The following is a 21,285-nucleotide window of genomic DNA, read 5'->3' as shown; positions in this document are numbered from 1 at the left end:
GCATAATATTGCTGCTATTGATAAAAATGGATTAATGCACCATATTATTAATATCAAGATTACCAAAAATATTTGCGCTTTATAATTAATAGCCAACATTATTGCGTATACAATTGCATAAATAAATCTTCATATTTACCTGTAATTTTCTCCCAGGTAAATGATTCAAGAAAGCCGCTATACCCTTTTTCTGCCATTTCCTTTCTAAGCTGCTTATTCATCCATAATGTTTCAAGTAAAGTTGCCGAATCTCGGATATTTACATAACTCATCCCATCTCTTCCTATGGAAGTTGGTAAAATCATCCCTCCGCCTGTCCATTGAATTATTTCACTTGCATTACCCACATCAGCAGTCAGAAAAGGTGTTTTGCCTGCCATAGATTCAAATAATACAATAGGGGAACACTCTATCATAGAAGGAAAAAGAAACAGATCTGCAGATTTAAATGCAGCAACAACATCACGCCTTTCCAGTTCAATTACAGTTACTGATTTACGACGTAATCTATTACGGTAATTAAGATAGTTGCTTAAAAGTGCCATAATTTTATAATACCGGATTCCCCTTGGCCGAAAGTTACTCACTCCGGAAACAAGGAGTTTTATAAAATTCGCTACCCCGGCATATATAGAGTGTTGGTGCATATCATTTCCGGCAAGTACAAGTACAGCATCTTTTATTCTAGCTTTATTGAATATCCTCATAGATTCCAACTGCCCCTTTGCCCCAGTAAAAGCACCAACCTGAAGTATCATAAACTGATGCTCTTTTATACCCAATTGTTTTCTTATGTCTTCTTCCTCAGAATTCTCAAATTCTTCAGTTGCTGCGCCATTGGGTATAATAATATAATTATCTACACTGTTATTCCTTGCAAAATTTATGTCCCTATATTTATCTGAAAGGAAAACGTTCACATCGTAACTCCGCAACCACTCACCCATTTTCTCATAATAACTTTCATACAATGGGTTATTAAGACCAGAAAAACCAGTAGGTACAAACACTTTCTTTCCCTTTATCTTTTTTATAAGAGGTAAAGCAAGATCTGTTGCCCACTGTTGAGCTGCAAAGTTTACAACAATATCAAAATCTGCATTTAACAGATACTGTCTATATGATTCAATATCTCCATTATATCCAAGAACACTGTTACCATCAATATTAAATCCCTGCACATTGACCCCATTAATTATATTGCTCTTCCTGTTACTATTACCAGAAGTCGCAATCGTTAATTCATGACCTCTTTTTACCAACCTTTCCGATAATTGCATCACTACTTCCTGCATTCCACTGCGTGCTGGTAAATATGATTCAACAGTAAACAAGATTTTCATACTACAGGATATTTTGAATTTACATTGATTCAATATTTAAAACGAGAAAAGCGATGCCCTATTCCTCTTAGAACCAAATAAGAAAAATGAAACATCCCTCTGGCATGAAATAATGGCGATTTTATAAACAAGCCTATATTCCTTAAGCTTTTATTATTGTAAATAAGCTTAGCCCACTCCACCCTGACAGCCCTGATAAATAATCGATCAGGATACACCTGCCTATCTTTATTCTGTAATATTAATAACAATAACCACCTCTCTATCTCATTCAGATTATATCCTTTATTAGTCAATACTTTGCAATATAGGGCATAATGCATTTCTATATTTGATTCCGGATTCTGCAGTTCAAACCGTCCCAACAGCTCACGGATAACCTTTTTATGTCCGCTTTTACCCTTTTCCGCTTGAGTACTGCTAACATTCTGCTGATGCAGGCGATATTTGATAATATTCTTATCAAGGATAATCACTTTATTATCCGTAATTATCCTTTGAATCAGATCATAATCTTCTGCCGGTTCATATCCTTCCCTATATTTATATTTCCTTAGGGTATCTGTTCTAATAACTAACGTTGAATTAATAAATGGATTTAAAAAAAATACTAATACAGATAACCATTCATGATCACCGGAAAACATATTTTGGGTCGAAATCATCCGACCCTCTCCATTAATAAAATCTGCCTTCCCAAAACAGGCTACATAATCCGCATGCTGTTCCAGAAATGTTAATGGTGCACTCAATCTTTCCGGATACGCAATATCATCACAATCAAGAATAGCAAAATATGTTCCCCTTGCTTCTTCTATACCCCTGTTCCTGGTTTTATATAGTCCACAGTTAGATTCATTCTTTAGTATTCTTATTCGTGGATCGCTTATAGCTTCTATTATAGACAGGCTATTATCTGTAGAACCATCATCTATTATAAGCAATTCAAAATTTGGATACGACTGATTCAAAATACTGACAACAGCATCAGATACATACTTTTCACCATTATACATAGCCATAAATACTGTAACAAGCGGTTGTGCTGTCATAAAATCAAGATTCTCTTTTTTTAAATGTTAGGACTAATTCCTGATGTACCGAATTAGTTGCAATATCATCATATAGATCTATATCAATTTCATTTCCCTTTTCCCACTCATCTAATAGGAATTCAATACTTACATTGCCAGAAGGATTATCAATTTCACTTTGCACCCGGTTGCATGGATTATTCACAATTCTCGGATATCGGTAAGTGACCCCCTTTTTTTTCATATAAAATTGCAACCCACACTGCAATTCTCTTTCCAGGGAATTGGGAGCATTAAACGATATACTTTTAATTAGGGATAATATTTCTGCAAGAGAAAATATATTTCCATCCACAGATAACGGATATTTCCAATCATATTCTCCATCAGCCCAATTCCACAAAAATAAATCCTTCCCTGTTGGTTCTAGCACAGGAACTTTTTGTACATGCTGATTAGCATAGCTGTAATTAATATTCTCTCCTAATCGTATAGACGGAATATATTTTTTGGTATCAAAGTTCTCCCAATCCTTTAAGTTCATCTGCCTGATAAAAACAATATCATCTACAAGAAAGAAAACATTTTTCGTATCAAGTAGTGATAAAAGATCTACTAGATTAGTCCGGAAATTATTTTCCCGGATGAACGTAACAGGCAAATTCCTCTCCTTCAGTATATCATTTAATTGTTCATATGATTCCAACTGCCCTACTCCATCTGCAGAATACAATACAAATATGGGGCATGGATTTTCAACATATTTAAAATAGCTTTTGATCAAAGCATGTAACTGTATAGCTCTGTTCTTTGAGAAAACAACACAGGATATCCCCTCAGCTTTCTCGCCATAATTTGAAATCATCCCTTCCAGTACTGATATATAATCACCCATACTTTTCTGTCCTTCTCTAGACAAAAGTTTGACACCCAATATTCTCTCAAATAGAAGTTTAATTGCTTTTTTCATTCTTGAGACTTGATAAATACATGTTACGGTAATATATATTTAAAATGGCCCAGATAATATTGCTTATAAGATAAGCATATGCGCACCCTATAATCCCCATCTTTCGCACCAATATATAGTTAAGTATAATATTACTAATGCCACTTATAATGATATTCTGTACCAGACACCTGATCTTCTTTAAATAGACAAGAACATTCCCAGCTAATTGTGAAATGAAATAAAAATAATACGCAATGATCAGGAACGGGATCAGTTGAACGGCCATATAATAATCCTTATTTGATATGACCATTGGTAGTAAATAGGGGACTAATAACGCAATTGGCAGAAAGATCAGAAATACCAATCCAGCTATTTTCATTAACTTTTCACTGTAATCATTTTCCGCATACTTTTTAAAAATGTAGGGGAGATAAGCATATGTAATTGGAGTAATGATTAATGGATCAACAAACGAAGAAAACTTAAATGCCAACGCATAAATACCTAACTCAGTAGTATTAAGCGCATTCAGTACAATCCATCGATCTGCTCCATTTATCAACCACTGACATAAAGAAGAAAGGATAAAAGCAAGACCTATTTTTGTATATCCGGAAAACACCTTTAAGTCAATATTAAACTTAAAGTCAATCTTATCTTTAATTACAAAAAAACCAAATACCACGGATGCGAAAAGCACTATAATGTTTCCAAGGAGAATACCATTATATCCCATATTTCCTTTAACAACAAACAATATATTCAGACCAGCATTCACAACTCCCGTAATAATTGAGAAGTACACAAATAACTTAGATCTTCCTGCTAGTCTTAAATAATTAAAGAAATTAGTTTGATAGAATGTAATATATGCTATGGCAGAAGAAAGAATAACACTTAGCATACTTGCCAGAGCCACTTTCGTGAAATATTCACTTGCAAAATGGAATATTACGCCTCCAATCGCACAGATAATTAAGCCAAAAAGAGCATACCCAAAAAAAATAACAGAAAAAAACCTCTTTCTTTCCTCTCCTTTTATCTTATAAAATTCAACGAAAATAAGTTGCGACAATCCTAAAGAACAAAATATGGTAAGTATATTAGTAAAGGTCAGGTACAAATCCAATATACCATATTCAGATGGAGACAGGTAAGAAGTATATACAGGAACTAAAAAAAAATTGATCCCTTTAACTAAGAAGGCTCCTATCGTATAATAAAATGAATCACGGAAAATTCTTTTAGAAAATAATTCTGCTATTCTATTTTTGACATTAAAACTCACAGTGGTAATTTAAAATTGATAGGCTTTCTTATTGTCTGTTTCTCACTACAAAGAATGTTTAAAATTCTCACCTCATAATTTCTCCGTAAATTTTTTTGCCAAGCAAAACTATAATACACCCCATTCCCCCCAATAAACCACCAAAAAAGAGGCCCTTCAACCATCCGATTTTTTTCCATTTTAAAGGCAGGATTGGTCGATCTATTATTTGTATCAAAGGAGTTTCCTGGGCCATAGACATCCTGCTTATTTCAAGATTTTTGATAACCTCAGCATAAACAGTCTGTAATAGCACTTTATCTCTAAGCATCACTTCTGCTCCAACCGAAGCCACTTTCTTTGCAGGATTCAGATTTAAATCCTGGGCAACCGCAGTAGAATAAACTTTTCGATTCAACAATCTTTCCAATGAATCGGCCTTTGCCTGCAAAATATCTACATTAGCCTTTGACCTTTTAGTTTTTGTTGCCACATAAAATTCTGTGGCTTCCAATACAAGCCTTTCAATAAATGCCTTCGCGAAAAGTTCATTTGCAGAACCACAACTGACAGATATAAAACTCGATTTTTTATCCGGTTTGGCTACTAAAAGGTCATTCTTTGCAATTCCCTCATATATTATATTTAAAATACTATCTTGTAAAAGAGAAAACTTACTTCTATCAGTAGTTGCGGGGAAATTTATATTTTTTAATTCGGGATTCTTTATCCATCCTTTCCTGAAATTATTTGTTGAAATGTACAATTCAGCCAGACTCATACTTTGATTTCCAACCAAAACAGGAGACAATAAAGTCTTTTCAACCATTAATCTGGATTTCAAAAAAGACAATATATTATCCCCGGAAAATACCCCTACTCCTCCACCGCCCCCTCCTCCAAGATCAATTCCAAATTGATTGGCAATTCCAGCATAGCTTCCTAGGGAACTACTTTTGCTATCTTCTAAGACAAAAGTTAATTCACCGGTATAAATAGGTTTCTGAAAAGTAGAATATACATATCCCAAACTGGCACCCACAATACCTAATATCACAATAATCAGCCACTTACTCAACAAATAATTTATCCACTCCCTTATTGTCAGTATCAAATCCCGAACAGATACTTCATCCTTGTCTTTAGCATTAATATTATCACTTGATTTTTCCATAAAATCGTCTCTTTTAACGAAGATCTCACCAGATTTGTTACTTTAATTATTTAGTTGAATTTATAATTGTTACTATCACCAATGCCACAGAAGCCAACGCACTCGCCAACCCTACAGCTTCTCCACTGCTTAAACCCGCTTTCGGCTTCTTTGCGGGCACGTATATTTCTGCTCCTGGTTTTACTTTTGGGTAACTGTTGAAAAATAGTGCTCTCTTTGTACTTCTTACCTCACCATTAGAATACACAATATAACTTCTTCGTTTCAACGCCAATCCTGTAAATCCACCAGCCCCTCTTACATAATCACGGAAAGTATAGTTCTTGTCAAACCGTACTTTTTTAGGAAAATACACCTCTCCAAACATCTGTACTGTCTGCTGTTTCTTAGGTACCTTTATAATATCTCCTTCTTCAAGTAGTAAGTCATACTTAGAACCTGGATGGTTCAGAATCTGATCCATCTGTATACCCAGTAACTGCATTTTCCTTTCTATTGTACTACGCAATCTTTCAATATCAGTACTGTCTTTCAGTTTATTATAAAAGACTTCCAGTTTATTTAAAAGCAAGGTACTATCTGCCTTTCCTGAAAACGTTCTACGCAACAATACAGCTCCTTCCGAATATGCTTCAGGACGGATACCACCAGCTCTACGAATAATATCTGAAATACGTTCTTGTTTTGTATTTATCGCATAAAATCCCGGATACACAACTTCTCCATCTATCAGAACATTCGCCTGGTCATTATAAGAAGGGGATTTACGGATCATCACTTCATCAAAAGGCTTTAAAACAAACGATGCTGCCGCAGAATTATCTGACAGATCTGCATTAATATTAAACTGATTTATAATAGCCATTCGTGCATCCGAAGAATCATAAATGCCATCAGTATGGATACGCCGTGATATTTCCACATGTTTCAGACTAGCTGCGTCTTTTAACCCTCCAGCAAGCAGGATCAAATCTTCCAGATGCATACTATCTCCGAAATTAAAGTAGCCAGGCTGAATAACTTCCCCGTCAATCTTTACCTGATATTGCTCACGTATCAGTAATTTGGAAAATATGATCACACTATCTTCACGTTGCAACGCAATTTTCTGATTACCATTAATAACATCCAGTACATTAAAGCTGATAATCGAAGGTGTGAAATCGGCTTGCAAACGACGAATAACACCTCTAGACATAACTGCTATTTCCTGTACGCCATCCGCTTTTTTAATCAGATCCCCCACCATCATCCCTTCCTCCAACGCATAATCTCCCGGATGAAAAATAGCTCCAGAAATAGTAACCCTATTAGTGTAACGGCTTAGAATAGAATCTATATAAAACTTATCCCCGGATTTTAATTTGAAAGAGGCTACTTGGTCTGATGGTATATTCACTACTTCGCGCTCTTTATTATTCACCCTTAGCGCTTTTATGATATCTTTAAAGGAATTATCGGTATAACCACCTGCAAAGTCCAAGATATTCTGCAGTGTTTCGTTCTCCTTGGCTTCAAAAATAGCAGGTCGCTTTATTTCACCCGCCAGTTCTACTCTAATTTTGTAAGCATCCACCTTCACAATATCCTGATCCTGCAATACAATATTATTTGACAGATCCCCCTGTATCAGGAAATCATATAAGTCAAAAGTGGCAACCACTTGCCCATTCCGCACTACCTTAATACTACGAAAAGAGCCATTCTCATTTGGTCCGCCGGAAACATAAAGAGCATTTGCTACAGTTGCCAGTGACGGAAGTGTGTACGTACCTGGTCGTACAATCTCCCCAATCAATAATACCCGAATACTCCGGATGTTTCCAAGAGATACCTGTACAGAGGTATTCCCCGATTTAATGCCGCTATAAATAGTTGATAATTGCTTAGTGATGCGATTGCGAGCTTCATCCATCGTAAGACCATTCACATATACGGGGCCTAAATTGGGAATTCGCACATACCCTTCAGGGGTTACTTTCAGCGTATGTTGAACTTCCGAATAACCATATACATCAATAACCAGCTCATCCTGGGCCGCAATACGGTAATTAGGAGGCGTCGCCATCCGTAAATTGGGTTCAAATGTAAGATTCTGATTACTGAACAGCTCAGTACCAAAGATCCTACGTCGTTTCAGTTCCTTTTCAAATGCTTCCTTATCCTTGAAACGCTTGTATTTTTCCTGATAGTAATAAATGGTGTCTTCCTTGGTATAATCCTCATTGTATACTCTGTCACTGGAATCCGAACTCTGAGAATATTTATTATTGGAAGAATTACTCAATTCCTTATCAAGATTTAGCTGCGTAATGCGATCCTTCAATTTTGCCACCTCAGTATCTGAAATGCCCCTTTGAGCTGCATATTGATCAATCTGAGAGTAAGAAACATTATTCTTCTTCATTTGCGCAACCATCTGACGGATCTGATCATCAGATAAATCATCTACTTTTATCTGACTTATCTGGGTATTAGACTTGGAAGGAGAAATTTGCGCCTTAACTCCATAGCCAACAACCAACAATAACAACTGCAACAATAATATTTTCTTCAACATGAATTATCTGATAATAAACTATTCGGATTAAAAAATATTATTTACCACCTTATTTTACCACGGGTCAGTCCAATCCGGAGGAAATCAGATGCAAATCTATTAAAAATAACATATAAATATTAACTGGATGGAAATCAGCGCTATAATTCTCTTTTGATCTCAATTTGTGGCCTCTAAAATCTCTTTCCTCCTTTTCTATTCCCTCATTATCTTTCTCTTGTATATAATACTGGCATTCATTCTATTACCTCCCTTCTTTCACTTGACCGCAATTAAAAAAAGGTACTGCTCTTTTAAACAGTACCTTTTTAGTAAATAAAATATTTTTGTTAATAGTTAATTCAACCGTACAACAATCGCAAATACCTCCTCTCAATAGTACTCCTACATAGAAAAAATGGCAACTGAACCACAGCAAAGGCCGACAACAAAAACGAATACGGCCAACAATAGTACAAGGCAATAAACACCACCAGCAACCGGGCATATTCCAGATAAAATACCCAGCGTCGTTGCTCCAGAATGGCGCCGGTATTGATTAAGGTCAGTAATATCACCAATGTGATACATACTTGTACAAAAGCGGGAACATAATTCTCCAGCAGCAGGAAAAAGAAGAGCACGGTAATGATCGCTCCTACCTGCCATACCACATAATGCTGTAGCCTGCCGGTGGCTCCACCTTGGCGATTCCTGGATAAAAATCTTTTCTCCAGCCTGGGGCGGATAGTGGGATCTATATAATCAGGCTTTCCAAAGATGACTTTCCATCTGGCCTGGAAGCCCTTGGTTTGCCTTACGGTATATAAGATCTCAAGGATAAAATGGAAATGCTGCCAGAGAAAGCTATAACTGTCCAATGGTTTTGTCAATCCATATTCCGGCTCTTCGTCTTCTGCTGTAAATGTGCCAAACAGCTTGTCCCAGATTATGAACACATCGCCATAGTTCTGGTCCAGGTATTTCTCATTGGAAGCATGATGAACTCTATGATGAGATGGTGTTACAAAGATATATTCAAGGATGCCCAGCTTACCGATGGTTCTTGTATGAATAAAAAACGGATAAAGACCATGTACCAGTTGCACACTGATTATCATGGCTGCAGGAAAACCGATCACGGGCAAAACTGACCAGAAAGCCATCCTGAAGAATGCCTGAAAAACAGTGATCCGTCCGGATACAGTATAATTAAAGTCCTCACTCTGATGATGTACCACATGCGCGGCCCATAAAAGATTAACCTCATGGGCCAGGCGATGGTACCAATACCAGATAAAATCAGTTAAGATCAAAAGAGTAAACCACAGTAGCACACCTGACTTAATATCAAAGATGGCAAAGTGTTGATGCAGATAATCATAGATAAAGTAAAAAATCCCAACAGTAAACGTGTCCAGCAACCGTTCAGCAATACCTATATTAATATTGCTGATAGTATTACTGAAACCAAAATAGTTCTTACCTGTTTTGCGTGCAACCAGGTATTCAATGCCCATTAACCCCAAAAACAGGGGAATGGCCCATGCCATGTGATTTAAATGCACTATAATAAATTTCGAATTACGGGTAATAGCTTCATGCCAATGCAGGCAACAAAGCAATAATCGAAACAATATTACACATTTTATTCAATAGTCCACAATTTAAGTAGACTAATTAATCAGGAACGCACCGCAGCCCTGAAACCAATTGGAATTTCCTGTTTTTCAAAGGACGGTTCATGCTGATTCATCACTTCTGCGATCGTCATAGGATGTTGAATAACTGTATTAAAGCCTTGTTTTCCAGAAAGAAACTGGGCCTTGGGGACAGACAACTTCCCAAATTCATATTTGGCAATCAGCCTTCCTTTACGTAACAACGCACTGTCTACCTGCGAAAGATCACTGTTGAAAGTACATACTACCTGCACATTCATACAGTCGGCCAATAACCCATCAGACAGATTCAGAAGATTGGATACAGATGAATTACCTGTCGTTTTCCGGTCCATGATAATGTTCTCAGCATCTTCAATAATCAGAATAGTGTTGGGATTATCGATTAACAGGTCAATAAAATCAGGTTGCATAATATTCCCCGCTACAGCAGGAGACAAGAACAACACTCGCTTTTTCAATCGTCCTATCAGGTAACGCAAATAAGTTGTTTTACCAGATCCGGGAATACCATGCAATAACACAATACCCTTATCATCATTGGTATTCAGTCTTTTGTAAATCAACTGATCTATGGCGATAAAGTCATCTTCATAATAAAGCGCCAGGTCCAGTTTTGTTTTTTTAAACTCCATACTTTTCAGAACCAGCCCCTTCTCTCCCATCGTGATGAGATTAATCTCATACTGCTTACGCTTCTGCCTTTCCCGGTATTTGCGTACAAGGATAGTCACTTCTTTAATAAAGGCATCCACCTGTCCATTATGCAGCATTTCACAGTAATCTTCTCCAAATTCAGCAATACATCCGTTCTTCAGCACTACTAATGCGAGATCATGTTTGTATTCCTTATCCTTATGGGCAATCTCTTCCCGCAGGTAAATGGCCTCTATATTATCTGCATAAGCTGCTTTAAATGCAGTCAGCGCTTTTTCTCCGTTAATAGTATATATGAAACTAATGTTAGGTAGTGCATTAAAATAATACAGGTAAAATGCTTTGCTGTCCAGCAATCCATTCCCAAAGATATTATCCCCTGATATCACCTTTTGCTGTAAAATATTATCCATGTTCGTTTTAATAAATAATCAATGTTTGTTATAAAAGTTACCATCACCAGATCCGCAGCAACGGCTGGCAATGATAACCGGGGTATTTGCAAACTAAGACAAAAACAATTCGTTCTTAAAATTAATTCAGCAGGGCAGGAATACCCCGCTAGGTTAATACTAATTGTACCTACTACTCAATATTTTTATTTCCGGGATACTGCATAAAAAAACCCAGCCTGACCAGACCGGGTTATATAACGCTAACGAATATATTACGTTAGTGCATACCCTGTCCTTCTAGTAATGAAATGATCAATACTATTACAGCCACTTCAGTATCTGTTTGTCCGTGCCTTGTCATTCAGTTCCAATGAAAAAAAAAGCCCCGGAAACTCGTTCCGGGGCTCGTTATATATAAAAGTTCTTATTTCATATAAAACTATAACATGCCCCGAACCGGCTACCCCAACCCTTTGCAAAGGGTGCTGGTGCTGTGTTCATATTTGATTTTAATATTAGCATGTTATAAATTGATTTGTTAAGGGCACAAAGATAAAATGATTATTGCTGATTTAACAAATATTTTGTAATTATTTTTTGTGTACCCCGCCTTAGGGAAACAATATGGGGCTGATTAAAAAAGTCCTCCCTATCTGGTAGGTGATAACGTTGCTTCCACTTTTACGTGGTTCCCAACGTCTACATTTTACTTTTTGATCAGCCCCATCACATAACATTATATCACAGAGGCATTAACAACAAAGGATATAAAAATGGTCGACCCGCTTATATTAGTACCATACTTTCAGTTGCTGTATCAGCCATCTTTTCCTGTTCCTTCTCTGCTTCTGTTCCTGCATATTCATTTGCAAGCCTTTGCATCTGACGAATATGCCTTTCAATATGTTTGGTCAGAAAATAGATATATTGATAGATATCCAGTTTGCCCAAATGATTCACAGACATATTGGTAAACACCAAACGTCCTTCCCCATTTTTAAGTAAACTGAGATTATACATACACTGAGCAAATTGTTGCTTCAGCAATATCCTTATATCACGCAGATCCTGCAATCCGCTGGGTTCAAGATGTTCTGGTCTTATCCATCCGAAAGAACGGCTGCCTATCACATCGATCTTACTGAATTTATCGTGATAATCGGCAGGAATAATTACCGTATTACTGGTATTTTTCCGCTCCAATGCACGACGAGTGCTCTTGTTTACGATCAACAACAGGAAATAATTGGTCAGGCTGATATGTTCCAGCACTTCACGGATATTCCATTGTCCGGCATCCGGTTTAAAGTGCAACAGATCAGGTTCTTTTTCAAACCAGGTATCCAACTCCCTGAAGTTGGTTAGCAAAGCCTCTCTTACTACTTGAATTACGTTTCTCATGGTCTGTCTGTTTGGGGTTATGTCCTTACCTGATCCACTTTCTGTACGGGTAGCACATAACAGTATTATAGAATTATTATTGCCATCTTTTATGATCCGGGTTTGTTAAATAAAAAACCCGGCTCCTTGTCACGGGCCGGGTTTGTATCACATAAGTTAATTATGTTGCTACATACCATACCCATTAGGCTTTTTAAAGGCAAAGCCATCCTTTCGCACTATCACCGCCGGTTTTACCAGGTAGTGTGTACACATTACAGTTATCGAACTTCTATCTTGCTCAATCATCATTTTGGCTCTTACAAAGCAAAAGGTCCCGCAACTCCTGCGGGACCTTTGTTTTATCATTTGATAACTTTTATCGTTAGCATTTGGTGCAACATACCCGCAATTCGCTCCTGACCTGCTTTTGCTTACAGGACATCGCTGAAATAGTATATTTTGGATTGCGTTTCATTTCTTTTTATTGCTATTGCAAAGATATTTTTTATTTTTTTTATTTACACATATTTCTTAATAAATTTTTTCTATTTGCGTATAGTCCGCAATTAGAATAATCGTAATTGCACCTGTGGACGTTGAAACAATTCCGTATTAAATTCAAAACGCTCCAGGTTCAATCCATTTTTCTTTACATGTACCTTAAACTGTTGCCGGATCAGGTCTGCAATGTTCCCCTCCCCTCTCATTCTACGCCCTGAAACACTATCATTCACCTGTCCCCCATGCATACTCTCTATAAGATGCCATACTTTATCTGCACGATCAGGGAAGTTCTTATACAGCCAGTCATTAAAGATTATTTTCACTGCATCATTCAGCCTTACCACAGTGTAACCCGCAAATTTAGCTCCGTGGGCTGCAGCCGCTTCCAGCAATCCAGGCATCTCATGATCATTTAATCCCGGTATCATAGGTGCAGTCATCACCCCTACAGGAATCCCCAATTCACTCAATTCCTTTACAATCTTAAACCGCTGTTGTGCGGTAGTAGTGCGAGGTTCCATCTTCAACCGCAGGTCTTCCTGCTGTGTGGTAACGGACACATATACACAAACCAGGTTTTGCTGCGCCAATTGCTGCAGTATATATTTATCCCGTAATACCAGTGAATTCTTTGTGATGATCCCTACGGGCTGTTTATATTCCAAGGCTATTTCAAGCAACTGCCGGGTAATGAACATTTTCCGCTCCAGCGGCTGGTAACAATCCGTATTGCCGGATAGCGAGATGGGCTTGGGTACCCAATTTTTATTATCGAGAAATTTACGCAATAGCTCTGGTGCATTCCGCTTTACAACAATTTTACGCTCAAAATCCAGTCCGGCACTCATTCCCCAGAACTGGTGTGCATTCCTCGCATAACAGTAAATACAACCATGCTCACAGCCCTGATAAGGATTCATTGAATACCACATGCCTACATCCGGACTGTCTACTTTATTCACCAGCGTTTTCGCATGCTCCTCTATCACCTGTGTAGGTACATCTGCCTGCCACCATTCATCAATGCCCTCCGCATGTTCCTGCGCATATTCCTCTTTAAGGTATCTGTTCTTAGGATTTAACTGGGCTCCACGTCCTTTGTAATAAGGGTTCTCCGGAACTCCCTCCTGAAAAGGCAAGGTCATAGCTAATATTTTTAGTAAAAATACTAAATAAATTAGCTATTTGCAAATATATGGCACTATCAGATAATCTGCATCTTCTGCATCAGAAAAGTAGCATTCTTATTCCGAGCTACGCCTTCACGAATCCGGTAATCAAAAAAGAGCTGATCCTCACGAATAGTGCTTTCAAAACAATGGTTGCTTATTTTTTGAGGATAAGTGGTTTCCAGATGCCCCAGTTCCAGGTCATGTGTGGCAATCATACCCTGGCAGTGGTATTGCAGGAAGTGCTCTATCAGCTTACGCGAGCCGGACAACTTATCTTCGGAGTTAGTCCCTTTCAATATTTCATCCAGCAGGATAAATACACGCTCCCCTGTTTTCAACACCTCCACTATCTGCTGAAGACGCAATAATTCTGCCTGGAAATAGGAAGTATGTTTGGCAATGGAATCCTTGATCCGCATAGAAGTCATGATGCGCACAGGGCTGCAAACAAATGTTTCGGCACATACCGGCATCCCACACAGAGCCAGTAGCAGATTACTGCCTACACTGCGCAGGAAAGTGCTCTTGCCGCTCATATTGGAACCTGTAATAATCAGAAAATTTTGCGGATCGCCAATGCTGATGTCATTACGTACACAGTCCTCAATAGGTATCAATGGATGTCCTATTCCCTTTGCTATTAGTTGAGGTGCATCCTCATTGACCTGCGGATAAATATATTCCGGATGATTAAATGCAAAGGTTGCCATACTGTTCAACGCTTCCATTTTGGCTATTACATCCATCCACACAGGCACTTCTTCCTGATAACTGGCCTTCCAGCGCTCTATGGCAAAAGCGCAATGTAAATCATATAATACAAAAGAATTCAGAAACACTCCTACCAACAGGTTTAACCGCTGATCCAGTGCATTGCAAATGCGGGCCAGCTGGTGCAGGGCCATATTGGCTGAAGCAGCCGTTTCTTTATGTGCGTGGAGCAATGTTGCGCCTTCTATTTTTTCGTCATTAATAATCTTCAGCAATAGGGCAAACTTGCTGAAAATCTTCTCCTTATTGGAAATCAGCTGATGCTGTGTATTCACCCTTTTTACAATACTGCCTAAGATCAGCCAGTTGATACAGAGAAAAATCGTAATGGGGTAATATTCGTTTGAGATGAAATAATAAACAATAGATAGGATCAGTAATGCGGGACTTACCCACCGTATTATATTTAACCATTTTTTATCCAGGAACTCCAATGGTAATTTCAGCCATTTATATAGAGAGGTTACATCTCCCTGTTTTTCTTTTGCCAGTGAAGCCTGCGCCGTCAATAACTGCCGAAATTTTAACCGGGGTACCAGTTTATGAATGGCTTCCTGTGTACGTAGAATATCCTGTACGTCTGTTAATGGCATCCGCAGACAATCTGCCAGTTTACGACTGCCCATCAAAGTACCGGTACGGTTCATATGTCCGTAGAGAGACGATTGCCCAAATACATCCAGATCCCCCGTATAAGGATGTTGCTCGTCAGTATAACTTTCTCCTTCTTCAAAACCAGACAACCCCGTGGCTGCCAGCCGCCACTCTTTTTCGTTTAGCTCCAGCAATGTCTTTAACAGGGTTAGGTGATCATATGAAGTCTGGTATTTAATCAGCGCATATATGAATCCACCGGCCAGCAATGCCAGTGGCAATAACCAGATGATGTCAAAACTATCCCGGAAATAAACATACCCACAAAACAAAGCTGCTAGAAAACAAAGCAACCGCAACCAGCCCAACCGGCTCAGATATTGTTGTATATGCGCAATCTCCGTCTTGTAGTCATTAATCTGCTGGTCGTAAATAGTAATAGGGGTCATGGGTCATTTATTAAAGAAAGAATGATCAGTTATCTGTAAAATACCGCATGGCATTCACTCATAACTGATCATTCAAAATGGGTTTATGCGTATTGCCTCTTCAGCAATTCCGGATGCTGCTGACTTACTTTCATTAACAATTCACCAAACAGGGTGTTTGCCCAGGAAAACCAGGGACGGGTAAATTTAGTTGGATCATTCTTATGGAATGATTCATGTATAAACCCGGTTTCTCCGTCTGTATTACGTAAGGTACGTAAACACTCTGCTATTTCTTCTTTATCACTGCTTGTCAGCGCCTTCATAATAATACTCATTGGCCAGATATAATCCGGGCCGGTGTGAGGACTGCCTACTCCATCACCATATTTGCCCTTATAAAACCAGCAATGGAAAGTGCTCCATACAAAATGACGTGAGGTCTGATATAAAGGATCATCCACTGTAGTATACCCCAGATAAGGGATAGACAACAGGCTGGGGACATTCGTATCGTCCAGGAACAGACGGTTACCATACCCATCTACTTCAAAACCAAACATCTTACCCAATTGCGGATGCTCAACAATTGCATATGCTTTAATTGCCCTGTCTACTTCCTCTGACAATTCTATACATTCCTTTGTAAATGCAGCATCTTTAAATACTACATCACTTATCTCTGCCAGTTGCCGCAGCGATACTACTGCAAACATATTTGAAGGAATCAGGAAAGGAAAAACAGTGGCATCGTCCGACGGGCGGAAAATAGATACGATCAGGCCCACTGGTTGCATAGGTGCTCCAAATCCTTTATTAGGCGCCGTATCTGACTGGATAGGTGTTTTACGCTGGAACGAGTATGGACCAGGTCCATCTTTACGCTGCTGTTCCTTAAATGTTTTAACAATCAGTTTTGCAGCCTTCCTGTAAGTTTCATCCAGCACGCTGGTATCTCCACTTTCTTTCCAGTAATGATAAGCCAGACGAACGGTATAACACAAAGAATCTATCTCCCATTTACGTTCATGCAGCTCTGGTTTCATGGTAGTAAGGTCAGAATCCCACTCACTGCCGGTTGGTCCTTCATTAAAAGCATTGGCATAAGGGTCTATCAGCACACATTTCGTTTGCCTGTTCACCACCCCGGCTATCAGCTGCTTCAGTTTATCATCTTCCTTTATCAAAGGCAGATACGGCCATACCTGCGCGGTAGAGTCTCTGAGCCACATAGCATGAATGTCTCCGGTGAGTACAAATGTATCCGGACGACCATTTTCCACTTTAAACTGAACCGTTGTATCCAGTGTGTTTGGAAAACAATTTTCAAACATCCATCCCAGCTTGGGATCAGCTATTTCTTTTTTGATAGTGCTTATAGCCTTTTCTACAGCCGGACTGGTAAATTTACGCTGGGCAGGTAATGGACGTTTGGATACATACATCGCCTGACTGAATACTGCCTTGGGGAAACCCAATGCTACAGCACCTGCCAGCAGACTGCCATTTCTGATAAAATCTCTTCTTGCCACCATTTCTGTTAAAGATTTTCTATTACGATTGCTTTTTTTATGGAAATGCAACTCATAAACGTGAATAATAGAGTGTAAAATAAAAAAATGTGGGAATATTCCACTGTCACTATTTTAGTAAATTACAACCTTTGCGGCTTCACGTTGCTGCAGAACCCGTTAAACACCAAAAACAATATGACTGATACACTGGTTCACAAGATTCGTATAGTAACTGCTGCTTCTCTCTTTGATGGCCATGACGCTGCCATTAACATCATGCGCCGCATCATGCAATCCAAAGGTGCGGAAGTGATCCACTTAGGCCATAACCGCTCTGCGGCCGAGATTGTGGAATGTGCCATTCAGGAAGATGCCCAGGGTATTGCCGTTACCTCTTACCAGGGAGGCCATGTGGAATTCTTTAAATACATGTACGACCTCCTGCAGGAAAATAACTGCAGCCACATTAAAATCTTTGGCGGTGGTGGTGGTACTATCCTCCCCTCAGAGATCAAAGAATTACATCAATACGGTATTACACGCTTATATTCTCCTGATGATGGCAGAACAATGGGACTGGAAGGCATGATCGGTGATGTGATCAGCCAATGCGACTTTCCTACTGTTAATACGCTGAACAAACAACTGGAAGCATTAACACAGCAGGATTATAAATATATCGCACAGGCTATCACCGTTGCAGAAAATGATCAGCTTCCGGATACCAGCTCCGCCAATGGCATCGTGCTGGGGATTACTGGTACCGGGGGTGCCGGTAAAAGCAGCGTGACAGACGAAATAGTGAGGCGGTTCCTCCATCATTTCAATGATAAAACCATTGCTGTTATATCAGTAGATCCCTCCAAGAAAAAGACCGGCGGGGCATTATTGGGAGACCGGATCCGCATGAATGCTATTCACCACCCAAGGGCATATATGCGCTCACTGGCTACCCGTGAAAGCGACAAAGCCATCAGCGCACATATCCGCGAAATCACAGACATCTGCCGGATAGCTGGCTTTGACATGATCATCCTGGAAACCTCCGGTATCGGACAAAGTGATACCGCTATTACAGACTATTGCGATGTTTCCCTCTATGTAATGACGCCGGAATATGGTGCTGCTACCCAGCTTGAAAAGATCAATATGCTGGACTATGCGGATGTAATTGCTATCAATAAATTTGATAAGGCAGGAGCTCTGGATGCTCTCCACGATGTACGTAAACAATACAAACGTAATCACGGTCTTTGGACGGCAAAAGATGAAGACCTGCCCGTAATAGGTACTATTGCTTCACAGTTCAATGATCATGGGATCAACCAGCTTTTTGAGAAACTGCTGGCCATTATAAAAGAAAAAAAGAACAGCACCTTCGGCAGTGTTAAACATGAAGCCAATAATGATACCGTTACAAAGTCACTGATCATTCCGCCGGCACGCAACCGCTATCTGGCAGAGATTACAGCGGCTATCAACGAATATGGAAAATGGGTGGATGAACAATGTACAGTTGCCACTAAACTCTATCAGCTAAATGGGGCCTGGGAAATGTTACCTGACCATGAAAGTGTGGACAATGCCATCAACTTACTCCAGCAGCAACTGCATCCGGATTGCGAAAAACTCGTGAAAGGCTGGCCTGCCGTACAGCAGAAATATACTGCAGAGCATTACGAATACAAGGTGAGGGACAAAGTAATAAAGCTGCCCCTGTATACAGAAAGCCTTTCCCAGTCGCGCATTCCTAAAATAAGCCTGCCACAGTATAAAGACTGGGGAGATCTGCTTCGCTGGCAGTTGACAGAGAACCTACCAGGAGAATTCCCTTATGCGGCAGGGGTATTCCCTCTTAAACGGGAAGGAGAAGATCCTACCCGCATGTTTGCAGGAGAAGGAGGACCGGAACGGACCAACAAACGCTTTCACTATGTGTCAATAGATCAGCCGGCCATACGCCTGAGTACGGCTTTCGACAGCGTAACATTGTATGGCGAAGATCCGGCTCCCCGTCCGGATATCTACGGGAAAGTGGGGAATTCCGGAGTAAGTGTTGCTACTGTAGATGATGCCAAGAAACTCTACAGTGGCTTTGACCTTTGTGATCCTAAAACGTCGGTATCCATGACTATCAACGGACCGGCCCCCATTCTGCTGGCGTTTTTCATGAATGCTGCCATAGATCAGCAATGTGAAAAATACATTGCTGAAAATGGACTTACCGAAAAGGTAACAGCCATCATCAAAGAGAAATTCAAAGATCTCCCCAGGTATAACGGGGAGCTCCCTACAGGTAATAACGGTCTCGGCTTACAATTACTGGGAATTTCGGGAGATGAGGTACTGGATAAAGAAGTATATGAAAAGATAAAAGCCCAGGCCCTCAGTACCGCCAGGGGAACTGTACAGGCAGATATCCTGAAAGAAGACCAGGCACAGAATACCTGCATATTCTCTACCGAGTTTGCACTGAAACTGATGGGCGATGTGCAGGAATACTTTATTACTCAAAAGGTACGCAACTTCTACTCTGTGAGTATTTCCGGGTACCATATAGCGGAGGCTGGTGCTAATCCCATTACCCAGCTGGCTTTCACACTGGCTAATGGCTTCACCTATGTGGAATACTACCTGAGCAGGGGAATGAATATTGATGATTTTGCTCCAAACCTCTCTTTCTTTTTCAGCAATGGAATGGATCCCGAATATGCTGTTATCGGCCGTGTGGCAAGGCGCATCTGGGCCAAGGCAATCAAATATAAATACAAGGGCAACGACCGTTCCCAAAAACTCAAATATCATATCCAGACTTCCGGCCGCAGCCTGCATGCGCAAGAGATAGACTTTAATGATATCCGAACTACACTTCAGGCATTGTATGCCATTTATGATAATTGCAATTCACTTCATACAAATGCATACGATGAAGCGATTACCACACCCACAGAAGAAAGTGTGCGCAGGGCGATGGCCATACAATTGATTATCAACCGGGAATTGGGTACGGCTAAAAACGAAAATCCAATCCAGGGTGCTTTCTTTATTGAAGAACTGACAGACCTGGTGGAAGAGGCTGTACTGACAGAATTCAACCGCCTTACAGAGAGAGGAGGTGTATTGGGAGCAATGGAAAGAATGTACCAGCGCAATAAGATCCAGGAAGAAAGCCTGCATTATGAAATGCAAAAACATACCGGCGAATACCCGATTATTGGTGTGAACACCTTCCTGAACAAAAATGGCTCTCCTACTATTACTCCTTCAGAAGTGATCCGCTCTACAACAGATGAAAAGGAATACCAGATCAATGCATTGGCAGCTTTCCATCAGAGACACCAGCACAGCAGTACTGCCGCTTTGCGCCAATTGCAGCAGGTGGCTATCAATAACGACAATCTCTTTGCCGCATTGATGGAAACAGTAAAACATTGTTCGCTGGGACAGATTACCCGTGCATTATATGAAGTAGGAGGACAATACAGAAGAAATATGTAAAATAGAAATCCTTCAAAAAAAATTCCCCTGCATAAATACTTTATGCAGGGGAAGAAGGAATCGCAAGAGCTCAGTATTACACTGTGCCCGATTTCATTGACGTGGAATTATAAAATAACTTACGTGGAACTTATTAACGTGGAATCTATAACGTGGAATTATATAAAAGCAATAATCTAACATGGAATCTATAAACGCAACTGTGGAACTTATAAAAGCAATAAAGTGGAATTTATTAAAGCAATAATGGAATTTATAAAGACAAAAAATATTTAGTATACTATCTTGATCTTGGTTCGTCGTCGTTCTAATTTCAAGGAAATCCGGGTTCCCCTTTCATTGGCACTTGCTTCCTTGTAACTTCGATTTAAATTT

General features: G+C 39.5%; 13 protein-coding genes. 1 reads left to right on the top strand and 12 read right to left on the bottom strand.

Annotated features, from left to right (window positions below; translation table 11 throughout):
- Nucleotides 1-98: 98 nt before the first annotated feature.
- From BM176_RS20615 to BM176_RS20555, 12 genes are all read right to left on the bottom strand, one after another.
- Nucleotides 99-1,343, bottom strand: a complete 1,245-nt coding sequence (locus BM176_RS20615; RefSeq protein ID WP_090106229.1) for a glycosyltransferase family 4 protein — start codon at nucleotides 1,341-1,343, stop codon at nucleotides 99-101.
- 29 nt (nucleotides 1,344-1,372) lie between these two features.
- The gene (locus tag BM176_RS20610; protein WP_090106228.1) at nucleotides 1,373-2,395 is read right to left on the bottom strand and encodes a glycosyltransferase family 2 protein; all 1,023 of its coding nucleotides are present in this window, start codon (nucleotides 2,393-2,395) and stop codon (nucleotides 1,373-1,375) included.
- A gap of 4 nt (nucleotides 2,396-2,399) precedes the next feature.
- Nucleotides 2,400-3,347, bottom strand: coding sequence for a hypothetical protein (locus BM176_RS20605; protein WP_090106227.1), 948 nt, complete (start codon nucleotides 3,345-3,347; stop codon nucleotides 2,400-2,402).
- Nucleotides 3,331-4,620, bottom strand: a complete 1,290-nt coding sequence (locus BM176_RS20600; protein WP_090106226.1) for a lipopolysaccharide biosynthesis protein — start codon at nucleotides 4,618-4,620, stop codon at nucleotides 3,331-3,333. Before BM176_RS20600 ends, BM176_RS20605 begins: the two co-directional genes overlap by 17 nt.
- Before the next feature lie 67 nt (nucleotides 4,621-4,687).
- A complete protein-coding gene (locus BM176_RS20595) occupies nucleotides 4,688-5,773 on the bottom strand; it encodes a GumC domain-containing protein (RefSeq protein ID WP_090106225.1) in 1,086 nt (361 codons plus the stop codon).
- Nucleotides 5,774-5,819: 46 nt separating this feature from the next.
- Nucleotides 5,820-8,333: an SLBB domain-containing protein gene (locus tag BM176_RS20590; RefSeq protein ID WP_090106224.1), complete on the bottom strand. Its 2,514-nt coding sequence runs from the start codon at nucleotides 8,331-8,333 to the stop codon at nucleotides 5,820-5,822.
- A 341-nt stretch (nucleotides 8,334-8,674) separates the two neighbouring features.
- Entirely contained in the window at nucleotides 8,675-9,949 is a 1,275-nt protein-coding gene (locus tag BM176_RS20585) for a sterol desaturase family protein (protein ID WP_255373553.1), read from the bottom strand.
- A gap of 47 nt (nucleotides 9,950-9,996) precedes the next feature.
- Complete coding sequence (locus tag BM176_RS20580; RefSeq protein ID WP_090106222.1) at nucleotides 9,997-11,064, bottom strand: AAA family ATPase; 1,068 nt, start codon at nucleotides 11,062-11,064, stop codon at nucleotides 9,997-9,999.
- 768 nt (nucleotides 11,065-11,832) lie between these two features.
- Nucleotides 11,833-12,447, bottom strand: coding sequence for a DinB family protein (locus tag BM176_RS20570; protein WP_090106220.1), 615 nt, complete (start codon nucleotides 12,445-12,447; stop codon nucleotides 11,833-11,835).
- Between the two features lie 548 nt (nucleotides 12,448-12,995).
- Complete coding sequence (locus tag BM176_RS20565) at nucleotides 12,996-14,078, bottom strand: PA0069 family radical SAM protein (RefSeq protein ID WP_090106219.1); 1,083 nt, start codon at nucleotides 14,076-14,078, stop codon at nucleotides 12,996-12,998.
- A 59-nt stretch (nucleotides 14,079-14,137) separates the two neighbouring features.
- Nucleotides 14,138-15,919, bottom strand: coding sequence for a MutS-related protein (locus BM176_RS20560; RefSeq protein ID WP_090106218.1), 1,782 nt, complete (start codon nucleotides 15,917-15,919; stop codon nucleotides 14,138-14,140).
- 83 nt (nucleotides 15,920-16,002) lie between these two features.
- Entirely contained in the window at nucleotides 16,003-17,433 is a 1,431-nt protein-coding gene (locus BM176_RS20555) for a glycoside hydrolase family 125 protein (protein WP_090106217.1), read from the bottom strand.
- Between the two features lie 174 nt (nucleotides 17,434-17,607).
- Here BM176_RS20555 and BM176_RS20550 point away from each other — a divergent pair, with 174 nt between their 5' ends.
- Nucleotides 17,608-20,910 carry a methylmalonyl-CoA mutase family protein gene (locus BM176_RS20550; RefSeq protein ID WP_090106515.1) on the top strand — a complete coding sequence of 1,101 codons (3,303 nt, stop codon included), beginning with the start codon at nucleotides 17,608-17,610 and terminating at the stop codon, nucleotides 20,908-20,910.
- The last annotated feature ends 375 nt before the right edge of the window (nucleotides 20,911-21,285 follow it).

The organism is Chitinophaga sp. CF118 (genome assembly GCF_900112615.1).
Classification (GTDB): Bacteria; Bacteroidota; Bacteroidia; order Chitinophagales; family Chitinophagaceae; genus Chitinophaga.
Note: the sequence above shows the minus strand (reverse complement) of the source record. Positions and strands in the feature narration are given on the sequence as shown.

What these genes read in the sequence shown, in the direction of transcription:
- BM176_RS20615 (WP_090106229.1), bottom strand. Translation starts at nt 1,343, where the DNA reads ATGAAAATCTTGTTTACTGTTGAATCATATTTACCAGCACGCAGTGGA.
- BM176_RS20610 (WP_090106228.1), bottom strand. Translation starts at nt 2,395, where the DNA reads ATGACAGCACAACCGCTTGTTACAGTATTTATGGCTATGTATAATGGT.
- BM176_RS20605 (WP_090106227.1), bottom strand. Translation starts at nt 3,347, where the DNA reads ATGAAAAAAGCAATTAAACTTCTATTTGAGAGAATATTGGGTGTCAAA.
- BM176_RS20595 (WP_090106225.1), bottom strand. Translation starts at nt 5,773, where the DNA reads ATGGAAAAATCAAGTGATAATATTAATGCTAAAGACAAGGATGAAGTA.
- BM176_RS20590 (WP_090106224.1), bottom strand. Translation starts at nt 8,333, where the DNA reads ATGTTGAAGAAAATATTATTGTTGCAGTTGTTATTGTTGGTTGTTGGC.
- BM176_RS20580 (WP_090106222.1), bottom strand. Translation starts at nt 11,064, where the DNA reads ATGGATAATATTTTACAGCAAAAGGTGATATCAGGGGATAATATCTTT.
- BM176_RS20570 (WP_090106220.1), bottom strand. Translation starts at nt 12,447, where the DNA reads ATGAGAAACGTAATTCAAGTAGTAAGAGAGGCTTTGCTAACCAACTTC.
- BM176_RS20565 (WP_090106219.1), bottom strand. Translation starts at nt 14,078, where the DNA reads ATGACCTTGCCTTTTCAGGAGGGAGTTCCGGAGAACCCTTATTACAAA.
- BM176_RS20560 (WP_090106218.1), bottom strand. Translation starts at nt 15,919, where the DNA reads ATGACCCCTATTACTATTTACGACCAGCAGATTAATGACTACAAGACG.
- BM176_RS20555 (WP_090106217.1), bottom strand. Translation starts at nt 17,433, where the DNA reads ATGGTGGCAAGAAGAGATTTTATCAGAAATGGCAGTCTGCTGGCAGGT.
- BM176_RS20550 (WP_090106515.1), top strand. Translation starts at nt 17,608, where the DNA reads ATGACTGATACACTGGTTCACAAGATTCGTATAGTAACTGCTGCTTCT.